This window comes from Dermacoccus sp. Tok2021 (genome assembly GCF_019895135.1).
GTDB classification, from domain to species: domain Bacteria; phylum Actinomycetota; class Actinomycetes; order Actinomycetales; family Dermatophilaceae; genus Dermacoccus; species Dermacoccus abyssi.
The window spans coordinates 1-19,353 of the sequence record NZ_JAGTHU010000023.1; the positions used below are offsets into that span (position 1 = coordinate 1).

A 19,353-nucleotide genomic window follows, 5' to 3' on the forward strand; every position below is an offset into this window, starting at 1 on the left:
CCCTGAACCAAGACGGTCACGTCATGTGCAGTGTTCCTCGAAGCCCCCATCAATCGGGTTGGCTCGGAGCACACAACATGACCAGTCAGGTTCAGGGCCTTCCGCATACCCAAAAGCAAATCCTCGATCCGTGTACGTCGAGAACAGCTCCCGTCGACTTGCTCAGCTCGAGAAGTGGGTAGCAGAAAGGGGCTCTTCACAGATGAGGGTGTAGTGCCTATCGGCGCGTCGATGCCGGGATAGGCGTCGAGGCCTTCCGAAGATGGAAGTTCTTGAAGCTCACCATCTGGAAGACCTCGACGTGCCTGACGCTACCTTCACTGCCCCTGACCTGACGACCTTCGCCCGCCTGGACGAGCTCGGGTTGGAGGTGACCGGGCAGCGCCTCGAACCCGACCGTGCGGTGCTGGCCTGCCGCGTGCTCGAACCTGACGAGTGGTGCCGGCGATGCGGCTGCGAAGGCATCCCGCGTGACACCGTCACCCGCGAGCTGGCGCACGAACCGCTGGGCTGGCGCCCCACGACGCTGGCGGTCACAGTCCGCCGGTACCGGTGCACTGGATGCCCGCACGTGTGGCGCCAGGACACCACGCTGGCAGCCGAACCGCGGGCGAAGCTCTCCCGGCGGGGACTGCGGTGGGCCCTGGCCGGGATTGTCTGCCAACACCTGTCCATCGCCCGCGTCGCCGCCGGGCTCGGGGTCGCGTGGAACACCGCCAACGACGCCGTCCTCGCTGAGGGCAAGCGGATCCTGATCGACGACGAGCACCGCTTCGACGGCGTGGAAGTGATCGGCGTCGATGAGCACGTCTGGCGGCACACCCGCCGCGGGGACAAGTACGTCACCGTCATCATCGACCTGACCCCCATCCGCGACGGCAACGGCCCGGCACGACTGCTGGACATGATCGAAGGCCGCTCGAAGAAGACCTTCAAGACCTGGCTGGCGAGCCGGCCGAAGGACTGGCGCGAACGGGTCGACGTCGTCGCGATGGACGGCTTCACCGGCTACAAGTCCGCTGCCACCGAGGAACTGCCGGAGGCGACCACGGTCATGGACCCCTTCCACGTGGTGCGTCTGGGCGGTGAGGCACTCGACTCGTGCCGGCGGCGGGTCCAGCGGGCCACCAAGGCACGACGAGGCCGTAAGGGCGACCCGCTCTATCGCTCCCGGCGCACGCTGCACACCGGAACGAGTCTGCTCACCCACAAGCAAGCCCAGCGCCTGGATGACCTCTTCGCCGACGAGAGACACCTGCCTGTGGAGGTCACGTGGGATGTCTACCAGCGCATGATCGCCGCCTACCGCGAGTCCGACCGCAGCAAGGGGCGGGCGGTGATGGCCGAGCTGATCGACTCCCTCGCCCGGGGCGTACCCGACGGCCTGAGCGAGGTCGTCACCCTGGGCCGGACCCTGAACAAGCGCGCCGTGGACGTGCTGGCCTACTTCGAGCGTCCCGGCACATCGAATGGGCCTACCGAGGCGATCAACGGTCGACTGGAGCACCTGCGCGGACTGGCACTGGGCTTTCGGAACCTGACCAACTACATCGCCAGATCCCTGCTCGCGGCCGGCGGATTCAGACCCCAACTACACCCTCATCTGTGAAGAGCCCAGAAAGGCCCCCGTCGCCGACGGGGGCCTTTGCTGCGTTCCGGAGGGGGGAGCGTCAAGCAGATGTCACGCGTGGGCGTGCTGCGGGGGAGCGTCCGTCGACGTGCCCTGGACGAGAGTGAACGAATGCTCACGGTTCTCCCGCGTACCTGCCAGAGCGGATGTCACCATGTCCGCAATAGTGCGGCCCTTCTCCTGGCCACGCTGGTCGATCGTGGTAAGGGTGCCCACCAGCCAAGGAAGGTCGATGCCGTCGAAGCCGGCCACACTGATGTCGGCTGGTGTGGAGAGGCCGTGTGCGCCGATGCTTCGGATCGCTCCCACGGCCATGAGGTCGGACTGCGCCGCGATAGCTGTGAAGGGGTGAATGTCGGAGAACAGGCGTTCGCTGGCCTCGTAGCCACCCTCGATGGAACTCTCGCCCGCTGTGATGACGACGGCTTCGGGGAACACCTCGAGGAAGCCTGCAGTGCGATCGAGCGCCTCGGGGTTCATGACGTCCCGCTGAGCGTTGGGCCCCGCGCCGGGAAGCTGGAGGAGTGCGACGTCACGATGCCCGAGGTCATAGAGGTGCTGCGCGATCGCCCGAGCGGCTCCGCGCTCGTCCATGTGGAGGTGCAGGACGTCGTCTGCCTCGGGGTAACCGGTGCCCACGAGCGGGATGCGACGGTGACGCAGATGCTCGAGGAGCGCGGAGGAGACATACCCGCCGAGCGGGAAGACCACGGCGTCGAGCGGGATGCCCGCTGTGCGCCGCACGAGTTCGTCCTGGCCGGCGCCCTGTGCCGGCATGAGCAGGATGCCGGCGGAGTTCTGCCCGAGGTGCTGAGCCAGGCCGTCGAGGATGCTGACGGCGAAGGGGTCGCTGAAGGAGTTCATCAGACGTCCCTCGGCGAAGACGCCAATGATGCCCGAGCGTCCCTGTCGCAGTGACGACGTGAGCGCGAGGGGGTTGGGCCCGCCTTAGTCCAGGTCGGCCGCGGCCTTCAGCACACGCTCGCGCGTGGGCTCGGCCACGGGACGCTTACCGCTGAACACGAGCGAAGCCGTCGAGATGGCGACACCTGCGCGATCGGCGACATCTTTGAGCGTGTATCGAGGCTCGAGAGGGGCTGGCATACTCACGTTTCTTCAGGTTGGGAGCGGTGCTTCGCCCAGACGGACGTTCGGCAAGCGCATGTGTGGGGCTCGTCGTCCTCTGCAGTACCCGGCTATGGCAATTTCCATGAAGTTCGAGTACGCCGCTGCTTTGTTACTTCCGCGTAGGTAGGGTTTACGCCAGACCCCGACTCGAGGAACAAGGAAGTGATTTGCGTGTCGACGCGTCGCCGAGTGACTGTGCTGGACATGGCCCGCGGGATGGCCCGCATGACGCCCGAGCTGGGGCAGGTAGCTCGCAACGCCCCTGGTCTGCTCGTGCGGCGGCCGACGACGAAGTCCTCCATCGGTGCCGTCTTCCAGGATCTTGCGGGCAAGCAGCCCGAGCGCACCTTCGTCATCGCCGACGAGGGCCGCCTCACCTACGGCGAGGCCAACGAACGCGTCAACCGGTACGCGTCTGTGCTGCGCGACGCCGGGGTGAAGCGCGGGGACGTCGTGGGGCTGCTCTCCCACAACTCCATCGACATGCTGCTCGTCATGCTCGCGACGGTGAAGCTCGGCGCGGTGAGCGGCCTGCTCAACTACAACCAGCGCGGGGACGTACTCGACCACAGCCTCGGCATTCTCGACGCCCGCGTCGTCGTCCTTGAGGCGTCGCTGCGCGAGAGCCTCGAGACCGCGCCCTCCGCGGGGCAGCAGAACGTCATGACGCTCGACGAGATGCGCGCCGCCGCCGATGGTGCGCCCGCACCTGCCGCGCAGAACCCGTCCGAGTGCGCCGAGACGCGTGGCCACGAGAAGGCCTACTACATCTTCACGTCGGGCACGACGGGCATGCCCAAGGCCTCGATCATGAGCCACCACCGCTGGCTCAAGTCCTACTCCGGTCTCGGCGGTCTCGGCGTGCGCCTGCGACCGGACGACACGCTCTACTGCTGCCTCCCGCTGTACCACAACAACGCCGTGACGGTCGCGCTCGGTGCGGTGCTCAACGGCGGCGCGTCCATGGCCATTGCGAGCAAGTTCTCGGTCTCGAACTTCTGGAACGACATCGTCCGCTTCGACGCGAGCTCGTTCGTCTACATCGGTGAACTGTGTCGCTACCTGCTCGGCCAGCCCGAGCGTCCGATCGAGCGTCATCACCGCGTGCGTGTCATCGTCGGCAACGGTCTGCGCACCGACATCTGGCGCGAGTTCCAGGAACGGTTCGGCATCGAGCGCATCGCCGAGTTCTACGGCGCCAGCGAGTGCAACATCGCGTTCATCAACGCCTACAACCTCGACGAGACCGCCGGCACGTGCCCGCTGCCGCACAAGGTCGTCCGCTACGACCCGGACACCGGCGACGCGCTGCGCAACGCGAAGGGCCGCCTCGAGCAGGTCAAGACCGGCGAAGCCGGCCTCCTACTCGCCAAGGTGACCTCCGGCCAGCCGTTCGACGGCTACACCGACGAGGGTGAGACCGAGAAGAAGCTGCTGCGTGACGGCTTCCGCAAGGGTGACTGCTGGTTCGTCACCGGCGACCTCGTGCGCCGTCAGGGCTTCCAACACGTGGCCTTCGTCGACCGCCTCGGCGACACCTTCCGCTGGAAGGGTGAGAACGTCGCGACGACCGAGGTCGAGGCTGCGCTCGAGCGACTCCCGCAGGTGCAGGACTGTGCCGTCTACGGCGTCGAGGTTCCGGGGAGCGACGGCCGTGCGGGCATGGCTGCCGTCGTCCTGCGCGAGGACTTCGACTCCAGTGACGTGGCCGGCCGCCTCGCCGAGATGCTGCCCAAGTACGCCGTGCCATTGTTCGTGCGTGAGGTCGAGTCGCTCGAGCAGACGTCGACGTTCAAGTCGCGCAAGGTCGAACTGCGCGACGCGGGCTACGCCGGTGCGGGCGACGACCGCGTCTGGGTGCTGACGAAGGAGGGCTACGTGCCGTTCTACGAGGGCTACCCCGAGGACGTCGCCGGCGCGCGTCAGCCCTGAGGCACGTCCAGCGGCTGCGCCTGGGCGTGCTCCTGACGTAGGTCACGCTTGAGGATCTTGCCGCTCGCGTTCTTCGGTAGCGCATCGACGATGACGATGACGGTCGGGGTCTTGAAGCCCGCCAGCCGTTCGCGGCAGTAGGCGCGCAACTCCTCGACCGTCACGTCGTGGCCCTCCTTGGGCGTGACGGCAGCGGCGACGGTCTCGATCCACGTCGGGTGCGGCACACCGAACACCGCGACCTCCGCGACGGCCGGGTGGGTGTAGATGGCTTCCTCGACCTCGCGGCTCGCGACGTTCTCGCCGCCGGTCTTGATCATGTCCTTCTTGCGGTCGACGATCGTGATGTAGCCCTCGTCGTCACGCGTGCCGAGATCGCCCGAGTGGAACCAGTCGCCCTCGAAGGCTGCGGCCGTCTTCTCCTCGTCGTTCCAGTATCCCCACGTCGCGTGCGGGCTGCGGTGGACGATCTCGCCCACCTCTCCGGGGGCCACGTCGTCGCCGGCGTCGTCGATCAGGCGCGTCTCGACGTAGATCGCCGCACGACCGGCGGATCCCGGCTTGCGCAGTTGGTCCTCCGGGCCGAGGACGAGGGCGAGTGCACTCATCTCCGTCTGGCCGTAGAAATTGAACAGGTCGATGTTCGGCAGCCGCTTGCTCAGCTCCTTGACGATCTCAACCGGCATGATCGATGCGCCGTAGTACCCACGCTTGAGCGACGACAGGTCACGCGTGTCGAAATCCGGGTGACGCAGGAGCGAGATCCAGACGGTCGGCGGGCAGAACAGGCTCGTGGCGCCGTGCCGCTCGATCGCCTCGAGCAGCGCGCCCGGCTCCGGGCCGTCGAGGACGACGTTCGTCGCGCCGAGGGAGGCGTACGGCGTCAGCATGCAGTGCTGTGCGGCCACGTGGAAGAGCGGCAACGCGTGCAGGGCGACGTCGTCACGCGAGAAGCGCCCTTCGACGATGCAGCTCACGTACTGCGCAAGCAGGCTGCGGCTCGTCATGATCGTGCCCTTGGGGCGCGATTCGGTGCCGCTCGTGTACATGAGCTGCAGCGGGTCGTCGTCGGCGATGTCGACGACGGGTTCGCTCGTGTCCTCGTGGGCGAGCAGCGTGTCGCTCGCCTCCCAACCCTCGGGAGCCGCGGCGCCGATGACGACGCGTAGGCCGATGTCGGTGCTCGCCTTGCCCATGGCGCGCTCCGCCGTCCGCACGAGAGCGTCCTCGACGATGAGGCCGCGGGCGCCCGAGTGCTCGAGGATGTAGGCGACCTCGTCGGCGTTGAGCATGAAGTTGACCGGAACGCAGATGGCGCCGAGCTTGGCGAGCGCGAACGTCACGACGACGAACCCGGCGTTGTTGTGCGACAGCAGGGCGACGCGCTGGCCCTTCGTCACACCGCGTTCGGCCAAGGCGTTCGCGCACGCGTTGACACGCTCGTTCAGCTCGGCGTAGGTGTAGCTCGTGTCGCGGTGGACGAGCGCGAGCTTGTTCGGCTCACGCGCAGCGCTGCGCCGCAGCACGTCTCCGAGGGCGTTGCGACGGGCGGTGGCGACGGACTCGGACACGGCGGCGCTGAACATGGCGGACCTCTCCACGGGGACGTGACCCGAGTCACATTACCGAGCGGCCTCGCCGTGCGGGCACCCACGCCGCAACCGTCTCAGAACGAGGCGGAGGCCAGCTTGATGGCGAAGAGGCAGAAGGCCGTTCCGGCGACGAGGTGAGCGCCGATCACCAGGCCCGGGCGGCCGCTCGCGCGGTGACCCAGTCGCGCACTCACCGCGATGACGTTGGCGAGGTAGGCGGCGCTGATGCACTGCATGATGACGGCCAGCACGCCGAAGTTGCTCCACAGGTGCGGATCGTCGGGGTGGACGAACTGCACGAAGAACGCCGCGAAGAAAAGGATCGCCTTGGGGTTGAGCAGGCTCGTCGCGAGCGAACGGCGGAACGGGGAGTAGCGCGCGTCGTGCATCGTGAGCGTCGTCTCCGTCGGCTCTGCTCCTGTCGCCGCGGCAGAAGGGCGAGCTTCGCGGCGCAGGGCGATGCCCTGGCGGATGAGACCGAAACCCAGCCACGCGAGGTAGGCGCCACCTGCGAGCGTCAGGAGGCGGAAGAAGACCGACCCGCCGGCCAGCAGCGTGCCGGCGCCGAGCACGGCCAGCACCATGAGCACGCCGTCACCGATGAAGACGCCGAGAGCGGCACGCCATCCCGCGGCGCGGGAAACCTTTGCGGCCGTCGTCGCGACGAAAAGGGAGTTCGGGCCGGGCAGCAGGACGATGAGAACCGCCCCGAGCGTGAACTGTGCGAGCTGCGTCAGGGTGAGCGTCATGGACGCTCGAGCGACGCCTCGCCGGCGCCCAACTCCTGAATGGCCGCACGGCGTGCCAGGCGGTGCTCGCGACGCAGTTCGGCTGCGCGGTAGCGGCGGCGGTCCTCGTCGGTCTCCGGCACGAGTTCGGGCACGGTGCGCGGCGCTCCGTTCTCGTCGACCGCCACCATGACGAGGAAGGCCGTGGCGACGTGGACGGGTGCGGTGAGTTCGTCCCAGCGTGTCGTCTCGACGCGCACGCCCACCTCGACGGAGGTGCGGCCCGCCCAGTTGACCTGCGCCTTCACGGTAAGGAGATCACCGACGCGAACCGGCGCGAGGAACACCATCTCGTCCATCGCGGCCGTCACGGCGGGGCCGCCGCTGAACCGGGCCGCCGTGGAGCCAGCGGCCTCGTCGACGAACTTCATGACGTTGCCGCCGTGCACCGTTCCGAGAAGGTTCGTCTGCTGCGTCCCCATCATCTGGGTGAGCTGGAGCTGGGTCGTCGACGGTGCGGTCATGCCGCCATTGTCGCGCACCCGAACCTGGGCTCGGACAGGGCGTTCACCGCTCAGCGGTTCGTCACGAGATCCGGGCCGTCGAGGTGGGTGAACTCGTTGAACGTGAGCACGTGCGGGCCGTGACGGTCGATCGTGATGCGGGTGACGCCGGTGTTGACCGCCGCGAGGGTGAACTGCTTCCACGCGTCGAGGCTGTCGGCCGCAGCGAGGTGCGCCATCGTCCAGCACACCGGACCCGCCGACGTCACGACGACGACGTGCTCTTCGGTGCCGTCGACGATCGAGCCGAGAGCATCGTTGATGCGCGTCGCGAACTCGGTGAAGCTCTCCGGGTAGTCGTGGTCGAAGTCGCCGCTGCTCCAGCGGTCGACGGCCTTGGCGAAGGTGTCCTCGAAGGCGATGCGGGGGCGCAGCGTGCGCACCATGTCGGCCTTGAGCACGAGCATGTTCTTGTACGCCGGCTTGTAGGCCGTGAGCAGTGCGCGGTGGTCGAGCTCGTTCCACCGCTCGTCGAGGCGCCGACGAAGAACGGGCGGGGCGTGCGTGACGCTGATGTCGGCACCGAGGTCGGGAACGTCCGTCGTGGCGGACTTGGCCCTGTCGGCTTTGTCCTTCTTGGTCGTGTCACCCTTGGCCGATGCTTCGGCCGTCTCGGTGTCGTCCGTGACGTCGGTGAGCGTCCACCCTGCGCCGGCGGCGATCTCCGCGAGCGTCTGGCGATGTCTCTTCATGGATCCGCTCACGAGCAGGGACGGCGTGATGCCGCGGCGGGCGAAGTCCTTGCCGAGCAGGTAGGCCTGCTCGTGCCCGGCCTCGGAGAGGTTGTCGTAGTCGGACTTGCCGAACGACGCCTGCCCGTGGCGCACGAGCCACAACGAACGCGTTTCCATGACCCAATCTTGTCTCATGCCATGTGACTCGTCGGTAATGTTCGGCGAGTGAAGCTGGAATGGGCGCCCGGAGAGCACGTCGAGGTCACGTTCACCCCCGCCGAGGACGAGGCCGCACCGCTGCTCGTCGTCTGGCCGGCGTTCGGAACGCCCGCTCGCTTCTACCGTCATCTGGCGCCGGCGCTTGCCGCCGCGGGCCTCGCGAACGTCGTTGTCGAGTACCCGGGCCGGGAGACTCCGCGCGGCGTCGGGCGTCATTCCTCGTACGGGTACGACGCGCTCGCGACGAAGGTTCACGAAGCAGTGATGACGTACGCGCACCGGGAGCGCCCCGAGGCACCCGTCTACATCCTCGGTCATAGCCTGGGTGCCCACATCGCACTGTTCGCAGCGGCGATACACGCCGGCGACGACGCCACCCGGGCCGGCTTCTCGCCGCGTGGCCTCGCCCTGGTCGCGACGGGCAGCCCCTACTGGCGAGGCTTCGAGCGCAACGGGTTTCTGCGCTCCTACCTGGGCACGGGTTTCATGGCGTTCGTGGCGCGCACCGTGGGGTACTGGCCCGGCGACCGACTCAAGTTCTGGGGGCGCCAGTCGGGCGTTCTCGTCGCGGATTGGGCCCGGCTGGCCCGAACGGGGCACGTGCGGCCCAAGGGCGCCGAGCGCAGCTACGACGATGCCCTCGCCGCCTACACCGGTGACGTGCTGGCCATCTCGTTGCCCGAGGACCCACTCGCGCCCGTCACGGCGCTCGAGGAATTGTTGAAACTCGTGCCGCGAGCCCGGGTGACGCGCCGTCACGCCGCCATCCGCGTCGGGCACATCCAGTGGGTGCGCCGACACGAGGAGATCGTCGGACTCACCGCCGAGTGGGTGCACACCCAGGAAGCCGAGCAGAGTCCGAACGCTCGGGCAACGACGGGCGTCGACGCGCAGGCCTGAACCGCGTCGCCCGATCCGCCATTCGCGCGGTCTTGTCCTCGCCGGAGTCAAGGATTCGAACGACCCGTGCTCGATACGATCGCGTCAGAAGGGGCGTGGTCAGAAATGGAATTCAGACTCGAAGAGCGGTGGTTCGTCATCTCGGATCCGGGCGGCGAGCCAGGCATACAGGAAGTACCAGCGCATACAGAAATTGCGCAAAGTATATCACTCCAGCAAGGGAAAGGTCCGGCAGCCACGGAAACCGCAAAACAATATTCGAAAGGGTAAAAAGTACCGAGTTTACGAAGTTCGCTTTTCTTGGAGGTATCGCGCCACCGGAACATGGAAGTTTGGAATGACCGAACAGTCCGGAAATACGAGACCTAACGATGGTGTGAGAATTTGCCAGAGAAGGACCGGAATGTCTTGTTATCTCAGATGGATTGCAGTCACCGACAGCTGGTATCGAGCTCGTCAGATCGAGGCAGGCAGGATTCGGGGGTATGTGAAGTTCTATGGCCACTGCCCTCCCGGGCATTCTCAACGCGCGGGGCGGTTGCTATTAACATGGCCATAGAACGCGAAAGGATTTCCATGACCGTCCCTAGGAAGCGAGACGTCCGTGCTTGATGACGAGTACTACCGAATTGGCAAAGAGCGCCTTGGGTTTGAACACCCTCAATTCGAATCCCACTTTACACATCGCATTTACAATGATCCGGGAGACGACTTCGCCCCCTTCGGGAGCGATGAGGGTTCAGACGTCCTTGCCAGATGGACGAGAAGGCGCGACGAACTTACAACGGCTAGCCGAGTGCGGGATCTTTACGAATCGGACGAGGAGTGGAACGATGCTGTTCTGGCTGTCGAGTCGTCATTTGACGATGCCATTGAAGAAGCAATCTTGATTCTTGCCCACGCTTTCACTCTATTGCGCCTCACCGGTTACATTGACCCAGAGGGGAGACAGGCGGCACTCCAGAGTATCGACCGCATTCTTCTCGATACAGATAATGCTCCGGAGTACTTACAGCAAAAGTTTGACCTCGAATCCTGGCAAAATCCTGCTCCGAGCACAGAGCAATGTCCTTGAGACGTCGGGCAGCGCGAACCGCACAACGACGACAACGTATGACGCTGCGGGACGCGAGGTCCTCGAGAAGGCGACAGGCACGATTCCCGGCGCAACTACAGTGCCTGCATCATTCACGCACTACAACGCAGCTGGTCTGGTCGATTACACCGGAGATGCGAACGCCGCTGGCGATGACGCGACGGCTAACCGCATCACCACCGGCTACGACATCTGGGGCCGCGAGATCTCATATCGAATGGGAAGAACCATGACAGGCCAACGTCAGCTCAAGGGTGCGGGGGCCTCGAGTCACGGGCTCAGGTCGGCCCCATCAGAGTTCGCCCTCTCCCTCGTGTGTTCAGGGGGAGGGCGAACTCTGATTCTGGCGGTTAGGCCGTGAACGTGTCTCGGGCGTGGGGTTCTGGCCAGGCGGTGATGTCGTAGGCCTCCGGCAGTGTCGGGTCTTCGCGTGCGGCCCATCGTCCCCGGGCGAGGACTCGGATGCGCATCCACCCGACGTGGTCCAACAGAGGCTGACCATCGAACAGAGCGGAGTGGTTGGCTGGTTCGAGAATCAGGGGCGGGGCGAGGGGGTTAATGGATACTTCCATGGCCTCGTCCCAGCCGTCGGGAACGGTGGTGAGGGGTTCGGGTGCGGCGTCGAGGCCGGTACAGTTCACGGTTGGGTCGCCCTGTTGCGCTCCGCAGATGACAACTGCTGAGTCCTGAGGGGACATGGGGAGGCACAACTCATCGCTGCCAGTCGCGAATGTTGACTCGGCCAGAGTGCTCCCGGCGATGATGAAGTAACCGTTGTATACGGGAACCGTTCCCTGGAATGTCATGCGCTCACCTTAAATGCGTCATTGACCAAGACACGCTGTCCGAGGTAAAAGGCGTTGAGGTCGATGCCTGCCGACTGGTTGTCGTTTGTCGGGATGTAGCACTGGCTCCAGCCGGTCGAGCCGGTGACGTTCTTGGGCAGCATGTCCATCTGGCATCCGGTGAAGGTACGGACGCTCTCATCCGGCAACTCCCGAACAGCAACATCGAGCGCTACCTGCCCGGGCGCGGTGTGTGGGTGCCTCGTCAGGAGATGGCCGATTACCTGTTCGGTGAGCCCGGAGCGCGCCAGGTACTGCCGGAGAACTGGGAACTCGCGAAGAAGATTCCCACGCTGGTCGACAGTGTGGATCCCGACGCCGAGCCGAGCGAGAGCCTCGCGCCGGCGCCGCAGTCGAACCTCGCCCCCGAGTTCGTCGACGAGCGCGGGAGCGCGACCTCAGGTGGGAATGTCCATCCGAACGCGCAGTCGCTCGGGGAGATGGAGTCGGGGCCGCAGTCCGCGGACGAGGGCGGATTCAGCGAGGAGTACATGCGTGTCATCAGCGGGGACATGACGCACGAGGAGTACACCGAGTGGTACGAGTCGACGCGTCGAGACTGACGCGCGTCCCCGCCTGACGCGGCGGGTCCCGCCGACCCGCGTCCTGCCCTCGGGGGCGAGCAGGGGCGCGAGCCGGCGGGGGCCGGTGAACGTCAGGCAGCGGCCTGTTCCGGGGCGTGAGCTGCCTTCGGCGACAGCGTGTTCGACGCCTTCTTCGCCGGCTTTGGCGTGTTCGGCTTCGCGTGGTGCTTGCCACCGTGCGCGTGCGGCGCGTGCTTGTTCGCGTCCTTGCCGTGCGGCTTCGCAGCCTTCTTCGCGGGGGCGTGGGCGTGCTTGGCCCCCGGCTTCTGGGCCTTCGGGGCGTGCGGCTTCGCGGCCTTGCCCGTTTGCGTCGTCGGCGAGGTGGACGACGTGGAGGAGGCCGCGGTCGTGCCCGTGGTCGCAGCGGTCGATGCGCTGGAGGCCGCAGTGGTGTTCGCGCTCGCGGTCGTGCTCGTCGACGACGTGGTCGGCGCGCTCGTCATGCTCGACCAGCAACTGCTGCTCGCGGCCCAGGGCGAGGTGCCCATCTGGGCGTAGAGCTCCTGAGCCGCAGCGTCCTGCACGGAGGCAGGCGCCGACGCGGCCGTCGAGTAGCCGGACGCGGCCGAGAGGCTGCGCCACGTCGAGTCGAGGAATTGGTAGGCGCCGGACGCGCCGCTCGAGGCGTTCACGGCCTGGTAGTTGCCGCCGCTCTCGCAGTACTTGATCTTGGCGAGCGTGGAACTCGCGGACGACGTGGTGGCGGCGTTCGCGGTGCCGGCGAGGCCGGCTCCGGTTGCACCGAGCAGGGCGATACCACCGGAGACCGTCATGGCTCGAACTCGCATGGGCTTCTTCATGGGGGACATCTGGTGTTCCTTTCATCGGTTGACGTCATCAACCGTGACGAGGCTTCGTTGCCCCCGCCTGACGTCCGGATGTCGCCGCCGACACGCTGTGTGCCTTCTGTGAGCAGCCGCGCGGCAGCGGGAGTGTGGCCGAAGTGGAGATGAAACCCGTTGATCCGCAGTGATTTACGTGGGAAGGGCGCCGTCCGAGTGACGCCTTCGCAGCCCCGCCTCGCCGCCCGACGGCGCCCCTCAGCGCGGCGACCGTTCTTATCGAACTCAAAGCCGTGCTCCCTACGTTCTGCGGCATGAAAGCACTCATCGTGGACGAAGGCGGCCGTGTGGCCGAACGACTGCATCCAGCCCTCGAGCAGGAGGGGTACGTCGTCGAGTCGGCGCAGGCGCGGGGCGAGGCGTTGTGGCTGGCGGGCGAGTCCGACGTCGACGTGGTCGTCGTCTGCTCCTCACGCCCGGGAGTTCACGACGTGCCCACGATTGCGGCGCTGCGCGAGGAGGGCGAGAGTGCGCCGATTCTCGTCATGGCTCGCCGCGGCAGCAGCAACGAGACGGTCGCGGCCCTCGATTCCGGCGCCGACGATGTCGTCGTCTCACCCGTGCCATTCGCGGAGGTGGCGGCACGCCTGCGAGCTCTGACGCGCCGCCCGCCGACGCTTCTGCCGGACGACCTCACCCTGGGCGACCTTCGCCTCGATCGCGCGGCACGCTGTGCCGTCCGCGAGGATAAGGGGGAGCCCGTGACGATCGCGCTGTCGGCGCGTGAGTTCGCCCTGCTCGAACTCCTCATGCGTCATCCCGGCCAGGTCATCTCGCGCGCTCGGATCGCCGATCACGTATGGGGCGCGGGCCACGAAGCGGGTTCCAACGTCGTCGACCAGGTCGTCAGTCACCTGCGTGCGAAGCTAGACCGTCCCTTCGGGCGCCGCGACATCGTGACGGTGCGTGGCGCGGGATACCGCATGACGAACGGCGCCCATCCCGCATCGGGGATGAGCGCCGCATCGTGAAGCGAGGGCTTTACTTGGCCCAGCAGCTGCTGCTGGCAGCCCAGGGCGAGGTGCCCATCTCGTTGTAGAGCTCGAGAGCAGCGGCGTCCTGCACCGAGGCCGGCGCGAACTTGGCGCGGGAGTACCCGGCCGAGGCGTCGAGGCTCTGCCACGTGGTGTCGAGGAACTGGTAGGCGCCCGAGGCGGTGCTCGTCGGGTTCTGTGCCTGGTAGTTGTTGGAGCTCTCGCAGAACTTGATGGCGTCAAGCGTCGGCTTGGCCTGGCTCCACGTAGCGGCGTTCGCGCCGCTCGCGAGACCCATGCCCGCCGTGCCGAGGAGGGCAAGGCCTCCGGCGACTCCGGCTGCGCGCTGACGAAGGTTTCGGCTCGAGTGGAACATGGGTCACCTCTCGTGTCGACGATGGGGGGTGGGAGGGCACGTTCGCCCTCCCGGCTGATCTTCCTTCCTAACAAGGGCGCGGGGCGTGATGCAAAGGCAACCGCTACCCGAACAGCCACCACACCCCGTGAGAACCCCGCCCTGGTGCGGCAAACACAAAGTGGCGCCCGGCCGAAGCCGGACGCCACTTGCTCGCCTGGAGCGATCGATCAGCGCATCGCGCGACGGCGGCGTGCGACGAGGACGACGCCGGCACCTGCGATGAGCGCTGCCGCGGAGCCCGTGGCGGTCAGGGCGGTGGCGTTGGACGACTGCGTGACGACGCGGTCGGTCTGGACAATGGGGCCGGCGGCCGGCGGGGCCGTCTCGGCGGGCTGCGACGGGGTGGCGCCGGGCACGCTCGGCATCTCCCCTTCCATGCCGATGAGTTTGGTGAACCAGGCCTCCCACTCGGCTTCGGAAGCGTCCATGGAGGGCAGAGCCGGCAGACCGAACATCTTCGCGACCTTGTTCGCCCACGCCTCGAACTCGGCGTCGGAGGCGTTCATAGCGGGCAGGGCCGGCAGGCCGAACATCTTCACGACAGCGTTGACGAAGGCGTAAGCCTCGGCCTCTGTGGCGTCGGCACCCGGGAAGGCCGGCAGACCCATGGTCTTGGCGGCCTGCGTCAACCACGCCTCGATCTCGGCGTCCGTGGCGTTCTCATCCGGGAACGGGGGAAGCTTCGTGGCGGCCTGGGCGACGGCCGGAGGCACCGTGGGCGTCGGCGTCGGAGCAGCGACGGCGGGGGCGGCGAAGGAGAGGGCCACAGCAGCGGTGCCGAGGCCCGCGAGCGCACGGGTCTTGAGCGACATGGGAGTCAACTTTCGTCGGGGCCCATATCGTTCCGATCGGAGCATGCGGGCGTGATACAGGTCATTATGCGGTACGCCACAGGAATCGTGCGATTCCTGTGGCGCGCCGATCGGGGAACTCAGGCAGCCCGGTAGGCGGCCCACTCCTCGCGGGTCGGCACGGCGAGCACGCAGATGTTCTTCCACGTCGAACCGAGCTGACGGCCGAAGCGTCCGGTGTTGTAGGGAAGCCCGTAGCGGCGGCAGATGTCGCGCACCTTCGGGGCCACCTCGATGTAGCGGTTGCTCGGCAGGTCCGGGAAGAGGTGGTGCTCGATCTGGTGGCTGAGGTTGCCGGTGAGGGTGTGGAAGACGCGGGTGCCGTCGATGTTGGCCGAGCCGAGCATCTGACGCACGTACCAGTCACCGCGCGTCTCTCCGTCGATCATCTCCTCCTCGAAGGTGTCGACGCCGTCGGGGAAGTGCCCGCAGAAGATGACCGAGTGCGCCCACACGTTGCGCAGCGCGTTGGCGGCAACCGTGCCCCCGAGGGCACGTGCGGCGATCGACGCGAACCGTGCGGGGCGTCCGAACGCCTTGCCGACGACGGCGCCGACCGCTGCTGCCGCGAGCGGCGTCGCGATGTAGTCCTTGAGCACCATGCCGACGGCCTTGTCGCGCAGGTCGCGCAGGTCGGACATCATCTGCTCGCGGGTCTTGTACCCGGCCTTGTATTGATCCCATTCGATGTCGTAGCTCGCGATGCCCCACTCGAACGTGGGCGCGAGCAGCGCGTTGACGAGTGGGTTGAAGACGTCGCGCGGCTTCCATGGCTGGTCGTCGGAGACACGCAGGATGTTGTAGCCCACGTCGCGGTCCTTGCCGATGACGTTGGTCCACGTGTGGTGCAGGTCGTTGTGCGTGTGTTGCCAGCCCTTGGCCGGCGCCACGAAATCCCACTCCCACGTCGTGGAGTGGATGTCGGGGTCGCGCATCCAATCCCACTGCCCGTGCAGGATGTTGTGGCCGAGTTCCATGTTGTCGAGCACCTTGCCGAGCGCGATGAGCCCGACGCCCGCGCTCCACGCGATGCGGCTGCGCGCACCGATCATGGCGACTCGGCCGGCGAGCTCTGTGACGCGCTGGATCTTGACCATCTTCTTGATGTAGGCCGCGTCCTTGGCGCCGCGCTGGGCGAGAACCTCGTCACGGGTGGCGTCGAGTTCGGCGCCCAGGCGCTCGACGTCCTCGTCGGACAGGTGCGCCGCCGTCGGCGGGCGGACGGCGACGTGGCCGCTCGTGGGCAGAACGCCGGTACGACGTTCGGGGTTCGCCGCGGCGCGACCCGTTTTGCGGTCGAACGCCCCGGCCTTGGGCTGGGTGGTCGTGGCAGTCATGACAACTCCTGAACTTACGCGTCGAGGTGCACAGGCCCAACGGCTGCGCTGATGCAGGTCTGGATGAGTTCACCTTCGTCGGAACACAGTTCGCCCGAAGCAAGGTTACGGACGGTGCCGCTGACGAGCGGCGTGAGGCACGTGCGGCAGATGCCCATGCGGCACCCGGAGGGAAGCAGGACGCCGGCGTCCTCGCCGACCTCGAGGAGGGAGGTGTTGCCCTCTGCCGTGGCTTCCTTGTCGGACTTCTCGAACGTGACGAGGCCGCCGCGCGCGTTGGGGTCGGCGAACAGCGTCGGCATGAAGCGCTCGACCGTGAGCTCGTGCGGCAACTCTTCGGTGTGCCAGAGCTTCTCGGCGTCGTCGAGCATGGCTTGCGGGCCGCAGACGAACGTCTTGCGGGAGCGCCAGTCAGGGCACAGCTCGTCGAGCTCGTGCGTCGTCGCGAGATCGAGACGCCCCTCGTGTGCGGTGAAGCGGTGCACGAGCGTCAGGCTGTGGTGCTCGTCGTTCATGCGCTTCAACTCGTCGAGGAACAGCGTCTCGTCCGGCGTGCGTGAGGAGTGAACGACGACGACGTCCGCGTCGTGCCGCTTCGGCAGCAGGGTGCGCAGCATCGACATGACGGGCGTGAGGCCACTGCCGGCCGTCAGCATGAGGAGCGGACGCGGGCCGCTGGGCAGAAGGAAGTCGCCCTGCGGCGGTGCGAGGAAGAGCACATCACCGCGCTTCGTCGTGCGGACGAGGTGCGTCGACACGCGACCCACCGCGGTGACGGTGATGGCCGGGTCGTGGCCCTCGGCCGTGACGAGGGAGTAGGAGCGCCAGTTACGGGCACCGTCGATCTCGACGCCGATGCGCGCGTATTGACCGGCCTTGTGCGGATCCCACCCGCCGCCCGGCTTGAACTCGATGGTGGCGGAGTTCGGCGTCTCGTGACGTACGGCCGTGACGACGCCGCGCAGCTGGCGGCTCGAGACGAGCGGGTTGAACAACCGCGCGAACTCCTGCGGCGGTACCGGCGAGGTGAAGACCTCGGCGGCACGCCAAGCGGCCCGCCGGAAGCGGGCAGGCTGCTGCGAAGCCGAAGGAGTCACTGAACCATTGTCCAGTACGTCAGGATCAAATTCCTCCGAGGAGGGGGTAAAACGCACTGGGCTTTTCCTCCCTTGAGGACAACCGGGGTCAGCGTCCGGTGCGTGCTCGCCACTCACGCCGCGTCTCACCGGGCCGAGGCCGGTCATCGGAGGAGACGTCGGTTTCACCCTCGCTCGCACTGTTGTCGTGGCTCTCCGAGAAGCCCGACTCAGGACCCGCAGGGGCATCGGTCGGCGGGGGAGCGCTCGACGTGCTCTGACCCTCGACGGTTTCGGGAGCCTCGGGGTCGACCTCGAATTCGGGCACCTCACGGCGGGCATCGAACTCGTCCTCGGGGGAGGCGGGGTCGCGGGTGTCACCAGAGACGCCTGCCGGCGGGCGGGAACCCGCCTCGGTGTCACCGCCCTTCCAGGCGCGGTGTTCCTCGTCGGTCCGCACGACGCCGTCCTCGCCGAGCACGAGGCCCTCGGGCAGGTCTTCGTCAGCAGGCGGCAGGTCGGAGGGAATCTCGGGCTCTTCGTCGCGGAAGGTGGGGCCGACTCGCTCGTCGGGTGCCTGGTAGCTCGAGGTGTCTGCGACGCCGAACGGCGGGAACCCCGCGAGCAGTTCGACCTGACCCACGACGACGGACCCCGGCGTCGGGGCGCCTTCGAGAGGCAGCGGGGTGCACAGGTCGACCTCACCGCACACCGTGGCGATGCGCGAGACGAGGAACTCGTGGCCCGTGAGGGAGTTCTTCTGCACCTCGGCGAACTGGACGGTGCCGCTCAACGTGGCGAGCGCGTCATCCGCGTTGTCGCTCGGGAGGAAGGTCTCGATCTCCATCGTGGGCGGCCACGCGAGCCCGAACTGCTTGACCTCGGCGGGCGGTTCGCCCTCGAAGCCGGGTAGTGCGCTGCGGGGCGAGTCGAAGAAGTCCTCGGCCGTCGGGAAGAACTCGGTGTCGATACCCATGGCCACGAGCGCCACACGTCCGACGGGCGCCCAGCCGACGGTGTAGCGGTTGTTGGGCACAACCGTGAACGGGTCGAGCTCGAAGCCCGAGACATCGGTGAAGACGACCTGCGCGAGGCCGTTCTCCATCGGCGTGATGCCGCGGTACGGCGTGCGAACGGGCGTTGAGAAGCCGGGGCGCGCGTACTGCGCGTTGCGGTCGAGGAACAGCGTTGCGCCGCTGGAGTCGACCCAGAGGTTGGTGCTCGACAGCTCGTGCACCGGCTCGCCCTTCTCACGGACGATGCTCGCCAACGACGAAGGGTCGGTGAAACCGATGCACGCGACTGTGGAACTCATGATCCAAAGGTAGGCGAGCGCCGTGCCCGGTGCCACCTATCGAGGCGCGATCAGTCGAGTCGCAGGGTGCGCCGGTCGGTGTCAGGCGACGGTGGAGAGGCGCTTGGCGTTCTCTGCTGAGGTGACGACGACGCCGTCCTCGTCGCTCCACAGGTGATCGCCCGGGGTGAACGTGGCGCCGCCGAAGCTGACGGGTACGTCCTTCTCGCCCTCGCCGGCCTTGGCCGACTTGCGCGGGTTGGTGCCGAGCGCCTTGACGCCGAGGTCGAGCTCGTCGACGGCAACGCTGTCGCGGATGGCTCCGTTGATGACGACGCCCGCCCAGCCGTTCTTCACCGCGGCCTCGGCGATCATGTCGCCCATGAGGGCGCTCTCGACGTTGGCGTCGCCGTCGACGACGAGCACCTTGCCCTCGCCGGGGGAGTTGAGGGTCTCCTTGACGATCTGGTTGTCGCGGAAGCAGCGGACCGTGACGATCGTGCCGTGGAAGCGGGCCTTGCGTCCGAAGCGGCGGAACTGCGTCGAGCACGAGTCGAGGGCGTCCTCGAGTTCGTCGTAGAGGTCAGCGGTCGTGATTCCGGCGTTCGTCTCGGACATGGGTGCCTCTCGTGTGGGTGCGGCCTGACGTGGGTACCACCCTAGAAGTCGA

General features: G+C 67.1%; 21 protein-coding genes. 6 read left to right on the forward strand and 15 right to left on the reverse strand.

Going from position 1 to position 19,353, the window contains the following annotated elements; genetic code table 11:
* Positions 1 to 301 precede the first annotated feature (301 nt).
* Complete coding sequence (locus tag K9D12_RS12320; RefSeq protein ID WP_129666940.1) at positions 302 to 1,609, forward strand: ISL3 family transposase; 1,308 nt, start codon at positions 302 to 304, stop codon at positions 1,607 to 1,609.
* A 72-nt stretch (positions 1,610 to 1,681) separates the two neighbouring features.
* Here K9D12_RS12320 and K9D12_RS12325 read toward each other — a convergent pair whose 3' ends face one another.
* Together K9D12_RS12325 and K9D12_RS12330 are read right to left on the reverse strand one after the other, a co-directional pair.
* Positions 1,682 to 2,494 carry a substrate-binding domain-containing protein gene (locus K9D12_RS12325; RefSeq protein WP_223060379.1) on the reverse strand — a complete coding sequence of 271 codons (813 nt, stop codon included), beginning with the start codon at positions 2,492 to 2,494 and terminating at the stop codon, positions 1,682 to 1,684.
* 84 nt (positions 2,495 to 2,578) lie between these two features.
* A complete protein-coding gene (locus K9D12_RS12330) occupies positions 2,579 to 2,734 on the reverse strand; it encodes a LacI family DNA-binding transcriptional regulator (protein WP_223060380.1) in 156 nt (51 codons plus the stop codon).
* Between the two features lie 213 nt (positions 2,735 to 2,947).
* On the opposite strand from K9D12_RS12330, the gene K9D12_RS12335 reads away from it, so the two are divergent.
* Positions 2,948 to 4,690, forward strand: coding sequence for a long-chain-acyl-CoA synthetase (locus K9D12_RS12335; protein ID WP_370633513.1), 1,743 nt, complete (start codon positions 2,948 to 2,950; stop codon positions 4,688 to 4,690).
* Here the strand turns inward: K9D12_RS12335 and K9D12_RS12340 are convergent.
* From K9D12_RS12340 to K9D12_RS12355, 4 genes are all read right to left on the reverse strand, one after another.
* A complete protein-coding gene (locus tag K9D12_RS12340) occupies positions 4,681 to 6,276 on the reverse strand; it encodes a fatty acyl-CoA synthetase (protein ID WP_047313013.1) in 1,596 nt (531 codons plus the stop codon). The genes K9D12_RS12335 and K9D12_RS12340 overlap by 10 nt on opposite strands.
* A gap of 80 nt (positions 6,277 to 6,356) precedes the next feature.
* Positions 6,357 to 7,031 carry a leucine efflux protein LeuE gene (gene leuE / locus K9D12_RS12345; protein WP_223060381.1) on the reverse strand — a complete coding sequence of 225 codons (675 nt, stop codon included), beginning with the start codon at positions 7,029 to 7,031 and terminating at the stop codon, positions 6,357 to 6,359.
* Complete coding sequence (locus tag K9D12_RS12350) at positions 7,028 to 7,534, reverse strand: acyl-CoA thioesterase (RefSeq protein ID WP_047313015.1); 507 nt, start codon at positions 7,532 to 7,534, stop codon at positions 7,028 to 7,030. The genes leuE and K9D12_RS12350 overlap by 4 nt, the downstream gene beginning before the upstream one ends.
* Positions 7,535 to 7,584: 50 nt before the next feature.
* A complete protein-coding gene (locus tag K9D12_RS12355; RefSeq protein ID WP_223060382.1) occupies positions 7,585 to 8,424 on the reverse strand; it encodes a histidine phosphatase family protein in 840 nt (279 codons plus the stop codon).
* Positions 8,425 to 8,472: 48 nt separating this feature from the next.
* On the opposite strand from K9D12_RS12355, the gene K9D12_RS12360 reads away from it, so the two are divergent.
* Entirely contained in the window at positions 8,473 to 9,366 is an 894-nt protein-coding gene (locus K9D12_RS12360; RefSeq protein ID WP_223060383.1) for an alpha/beta fold hydrolase, read from the forward strand.
* A gap of 604 nt (positions 9,367 to 9,970) precedes the next feature.
* Positions 9,971 to 10,441, forward strand: coding sequence for a hypothetical protein (locus K9D12_RS12365; protein WP_223060384.1), 471 nt, complete (start codon positions 9,971 to 9,973; stop codon positions 10,439 to 10,441).
* A gap of 371 nt (positions 10,442 to 10,812) precedes the next feature.
* Here K9D12_RS12365 and K9D12_RS12370 read toward each other — a convergent pair whose 3' ends face one another.
* Positions 10,813 to 11,268, reverse strand: coding sequence for a hypothetical protein (locus K9D12_RS12370; RefSeq protein WP_223060385.1), 456 nt, complete (start codon positions 11,266 to 11,268; stop codon positions 10,813 to 10,815).
* Positions 11,265 to 11,417: a hypothetical protein gene (locus tag K9D12_RS12375; protein WP_223060386.1), complete on the reverse strand. Its 153-nt coding sequence runs from the start codon at positions 11,415 to 11,417 to the stop codon at positions 11,265 to 11,267. The genes K9D12_RS12370 and K9D12_RS12375 overlap by 4 nt, the downstream gene beginning before the upstream one ends.
* Before the next feature lie 102 nt (positions 11,418 to 11,519).
* On the opposite strand from K9D12_RS12375, the gene K9D12_RS12380 reads away from it, so the two are divergent.
* Positions 11,520 to 11,870, forward strand: coding sequence for a hypothetical protein (locus K9D12_RS12380; RefSeq protein ID WP_223060387.1), 351 nt, complete (start codon positions 11,520 to 11,522; stop codon positions 11,868 to 11,870).
* A gap of 92 nt (positions 11,871 to 11,962) precedes the next feature.
* Here the strand turns inward: K9D12_RS12380 and K9D12_RS15110 are convergent, their stop codons facing one another.
* Positions 11,963 to 12,700 (reverse strand): transglycosylase family protein, encoded by a 738-nt coding sequence (locus K9D12_RS15110; protein WP_187037049.1) that lies wholly within the window; start codon positions 12,698 to 12,700, stop codon positions 11,963 to 11,965.
* 287 nt (positions 12,701 to 12,987) lie between these two features.
* On the opposite strand from K9D12_RS15110, the gene K9D12_RS12390 reads away from it, so the two are divergent.
* Complete coding sequence (locus K9D12_RS12390) at positions 12,988 to 13,704, forward strand: response regulator transcription factor (RefSeq protein WP_129666936.1); 717 nt, start codon at positions 12,988 to 12,990, stop codon at positions 13,702 to 13,704.
* Positions 13,705 to 13,714: 10 nt separating this feature from the next.
* Here the strand turns inward: K9D12_RS12390 and K9D12_RS14960 are convergent, their stop codons facing one another.
* From K9D12_RS14960 to rraA, 6 genes are all read right to left on the reverse strand, one after another.
* On the reverse strand, positions 13,715 to 14,083 hold the full coding sequence (locus K9D12_RS14960; protein WP_052947189.1) for a transglycosylase family protein: 369 nt from the start codon (positions 14,081 to 14,083) through the stop codon (positions 13,715 to 13,717).
* 209 nt (positions 14,084 to 14,292) lie between these two features.
* On the reverse strand, positions 14,293 to 14,937 hold the full coding sequence (locus K9D12_RS12400) for a hypothetical protein (RefSeq protein ID WP_047313019.1): 645 nt from the start codon (positions 14,935 to 14,937) through the stop codon (positions 14,293 to 14,295).
* Positions 14,938 to 15,056: 119 nt separating this feature from the next.
* Positions 15,057 to 16,313, reverse strand: coding sequence for an acyl-CoA desaturase (locus tag K9D12_RS12405; protein ID WP_223060388.1), 1,257 nt, complete (start codon positions 16,311 to 16,313; stop codon positions 15,057 to 15,059).
* A gap of 14 nt (positions 16,314 to 16,327) precedes the next feature.
* Complete coding sequence (locus K9D12_RS12410; RefSeq protein WP_047312557.1) at positions 16,328 to 17,410, reverse strand: ferredoxin reductase; 1,083 nt, start codon at positions 17,408 to 17,410, stop codon at positions 16,328 to 16,330.
* Between the two features lie 88 nt (positions 17,411 to 17,498).
* Positions 17,499 to 18,704, reverse strand: coding sequence for a hypothetical protein (locus K9D12_RS12415; RefSeq protein WP_223060389.1), 1,206 nt, complete (start codon positions 18,702 to 18,704; stop codon positions 17,499 to 17,501).
* A gap of 81 nt (positions 18,705 to 18,785) precedes the next feature.
* The gene (rraA, locus tag K9D12_RS12420) at positions 18,786 to 19,301 is read right to left on the reverse strand and encodes a ribonuclease E activity regulator RraA (RefSeq protein ID WP_047312555.1); all 516 of its coding nucleotides are present in this window, start codon (positions 19,299 to 19,301) and stop codon (positions 18,786 to 18,788) included.
* Positions 19,302 to 19,353: the final 52 nt, after the last annotated feature.

What these genes read in the sequence shown, in the direction of transcription:
- K9D12_RS12375 (WP_223060386.1), bottom strand. Translation starts at nt 11,417, where the DNA reads ATGGACATGCTGCCCAAGAACGTCACCGGCTCGACCGGCTGGAGCCAG.
- leuE (WP_223060381.1), bottom strand. Translation starts at nt 7,031, where the DNA reads ATGACGCTCACCCTGACGCAGCTCGCACAGTTCACGCTCGGGGCGGTT.
- K9D12_RS12400 (WP_047313019.1), bottom strand. Translation starts at nt 14,937, where the DNA reads ATGTCGCTCAAGACCCGTGCGCTCGCGGGCCTCGGCACCGCTGCTGTG.
- K9D12_RS12415 (WP_223060389.1), bottom strand. Translation starts at nt 18,704, where the DNA reads ATGAGTTCCACAGTCGCGTGCATCGGTTTCACCGACCCTTCGTCGTTG.
- K9D12_RS12380 (WP_223060387.1), top strand. Translation starts at nt 11,520, where the DNA reads ATGGCCGATTACCTGTTCGGTGAGCCCGGAGCGCGCCAGGTACTGCCG.
- K9D12_RS12405 (WP_223060388.1), bottom strand. Translation starts at nt 16,313, where the DNA reads ATGACTGCCACGACCACCCAGCCCAAGGCCGGGGCGTTCGACCGCAAA.
- K9D12_RS14960 (WP_052947189.1), bottom strand. Translation starts at nt 14,083, where the DNA reads ATGTTCCACTCGAGCCGAAACCTTCGTCAGCGCGCAGCCGGAGTCGCC.
- K9D12_RS12390 (WP_129666936.1), top strand. Translation starts at nt 12,988, where the DNA reads ATGAAAGCACTCATCGTGGACGAAGGCGGCCGTGTGGCCGAACGACTG.
- K9D12_RS12370 (WP_223060385.1), bottom strand. Translation starts at nt 11,268, where the DNA reads ATGACATTCCAGGGAACGGTTCCCGTATACAACGGTTACTTCATCATC.
- K9D12_RS15110 (WP_187037049.1), bottom strand. Translation starts at nt 12,700, where the DNA reads ATGTCCCCCATGAAGAAGCCCATGCGAGTTCGAGCCATGACGGTCTCC.
- rraA (WP_047312555.1), bottom strand. Translation starts at nt 19,301, where the DNA reads ATGTCCGAGACGAACGCCGGAATCACGACCGCTGACCTCTACGACGAA.
- K9D12_RS12350 (WP_047313015.1), bottom strand. Translation starts at nt 7,534, where the DNA reads ATGACCGCACCGTCGACGACCCAGCTCCAGCTCACCCAGATGATGGGG.
- K9D12_RS12330 (WP_223060380.1), bottom strand. Translation starts at nt 2,734, where the DNA reads ATGCCAGCCCCTCTCGAGCCTCGATACACGCTCAAAGATGTCGCCGAT.
- K9D12_RS12355 (WP_223060382.1), bottom strand. Translation starts at nt 8,424, where the DNA reads ATGGAAACGCGTTCGTTGTGGCTCGTGCGCCACGGGCAGGCGTCGTTC.
- K9D12_RS12340 (WP_047313013.1), bottom strand. Translation starts at nt 6,276, where the DNA reads ATGTTCAGCGCCGCCGTGTCCGAGTCCGTCGCCACCGCCCGTCGCAAC.
- K9D12_RS12325 (WP_223060379.1), bottom strand. Translation starts at nt 2,494, where the DNA reads ATGAACTCCTTCAGCGACCCCTTCGCCGTCAGCATCCTCGACGGCCTG.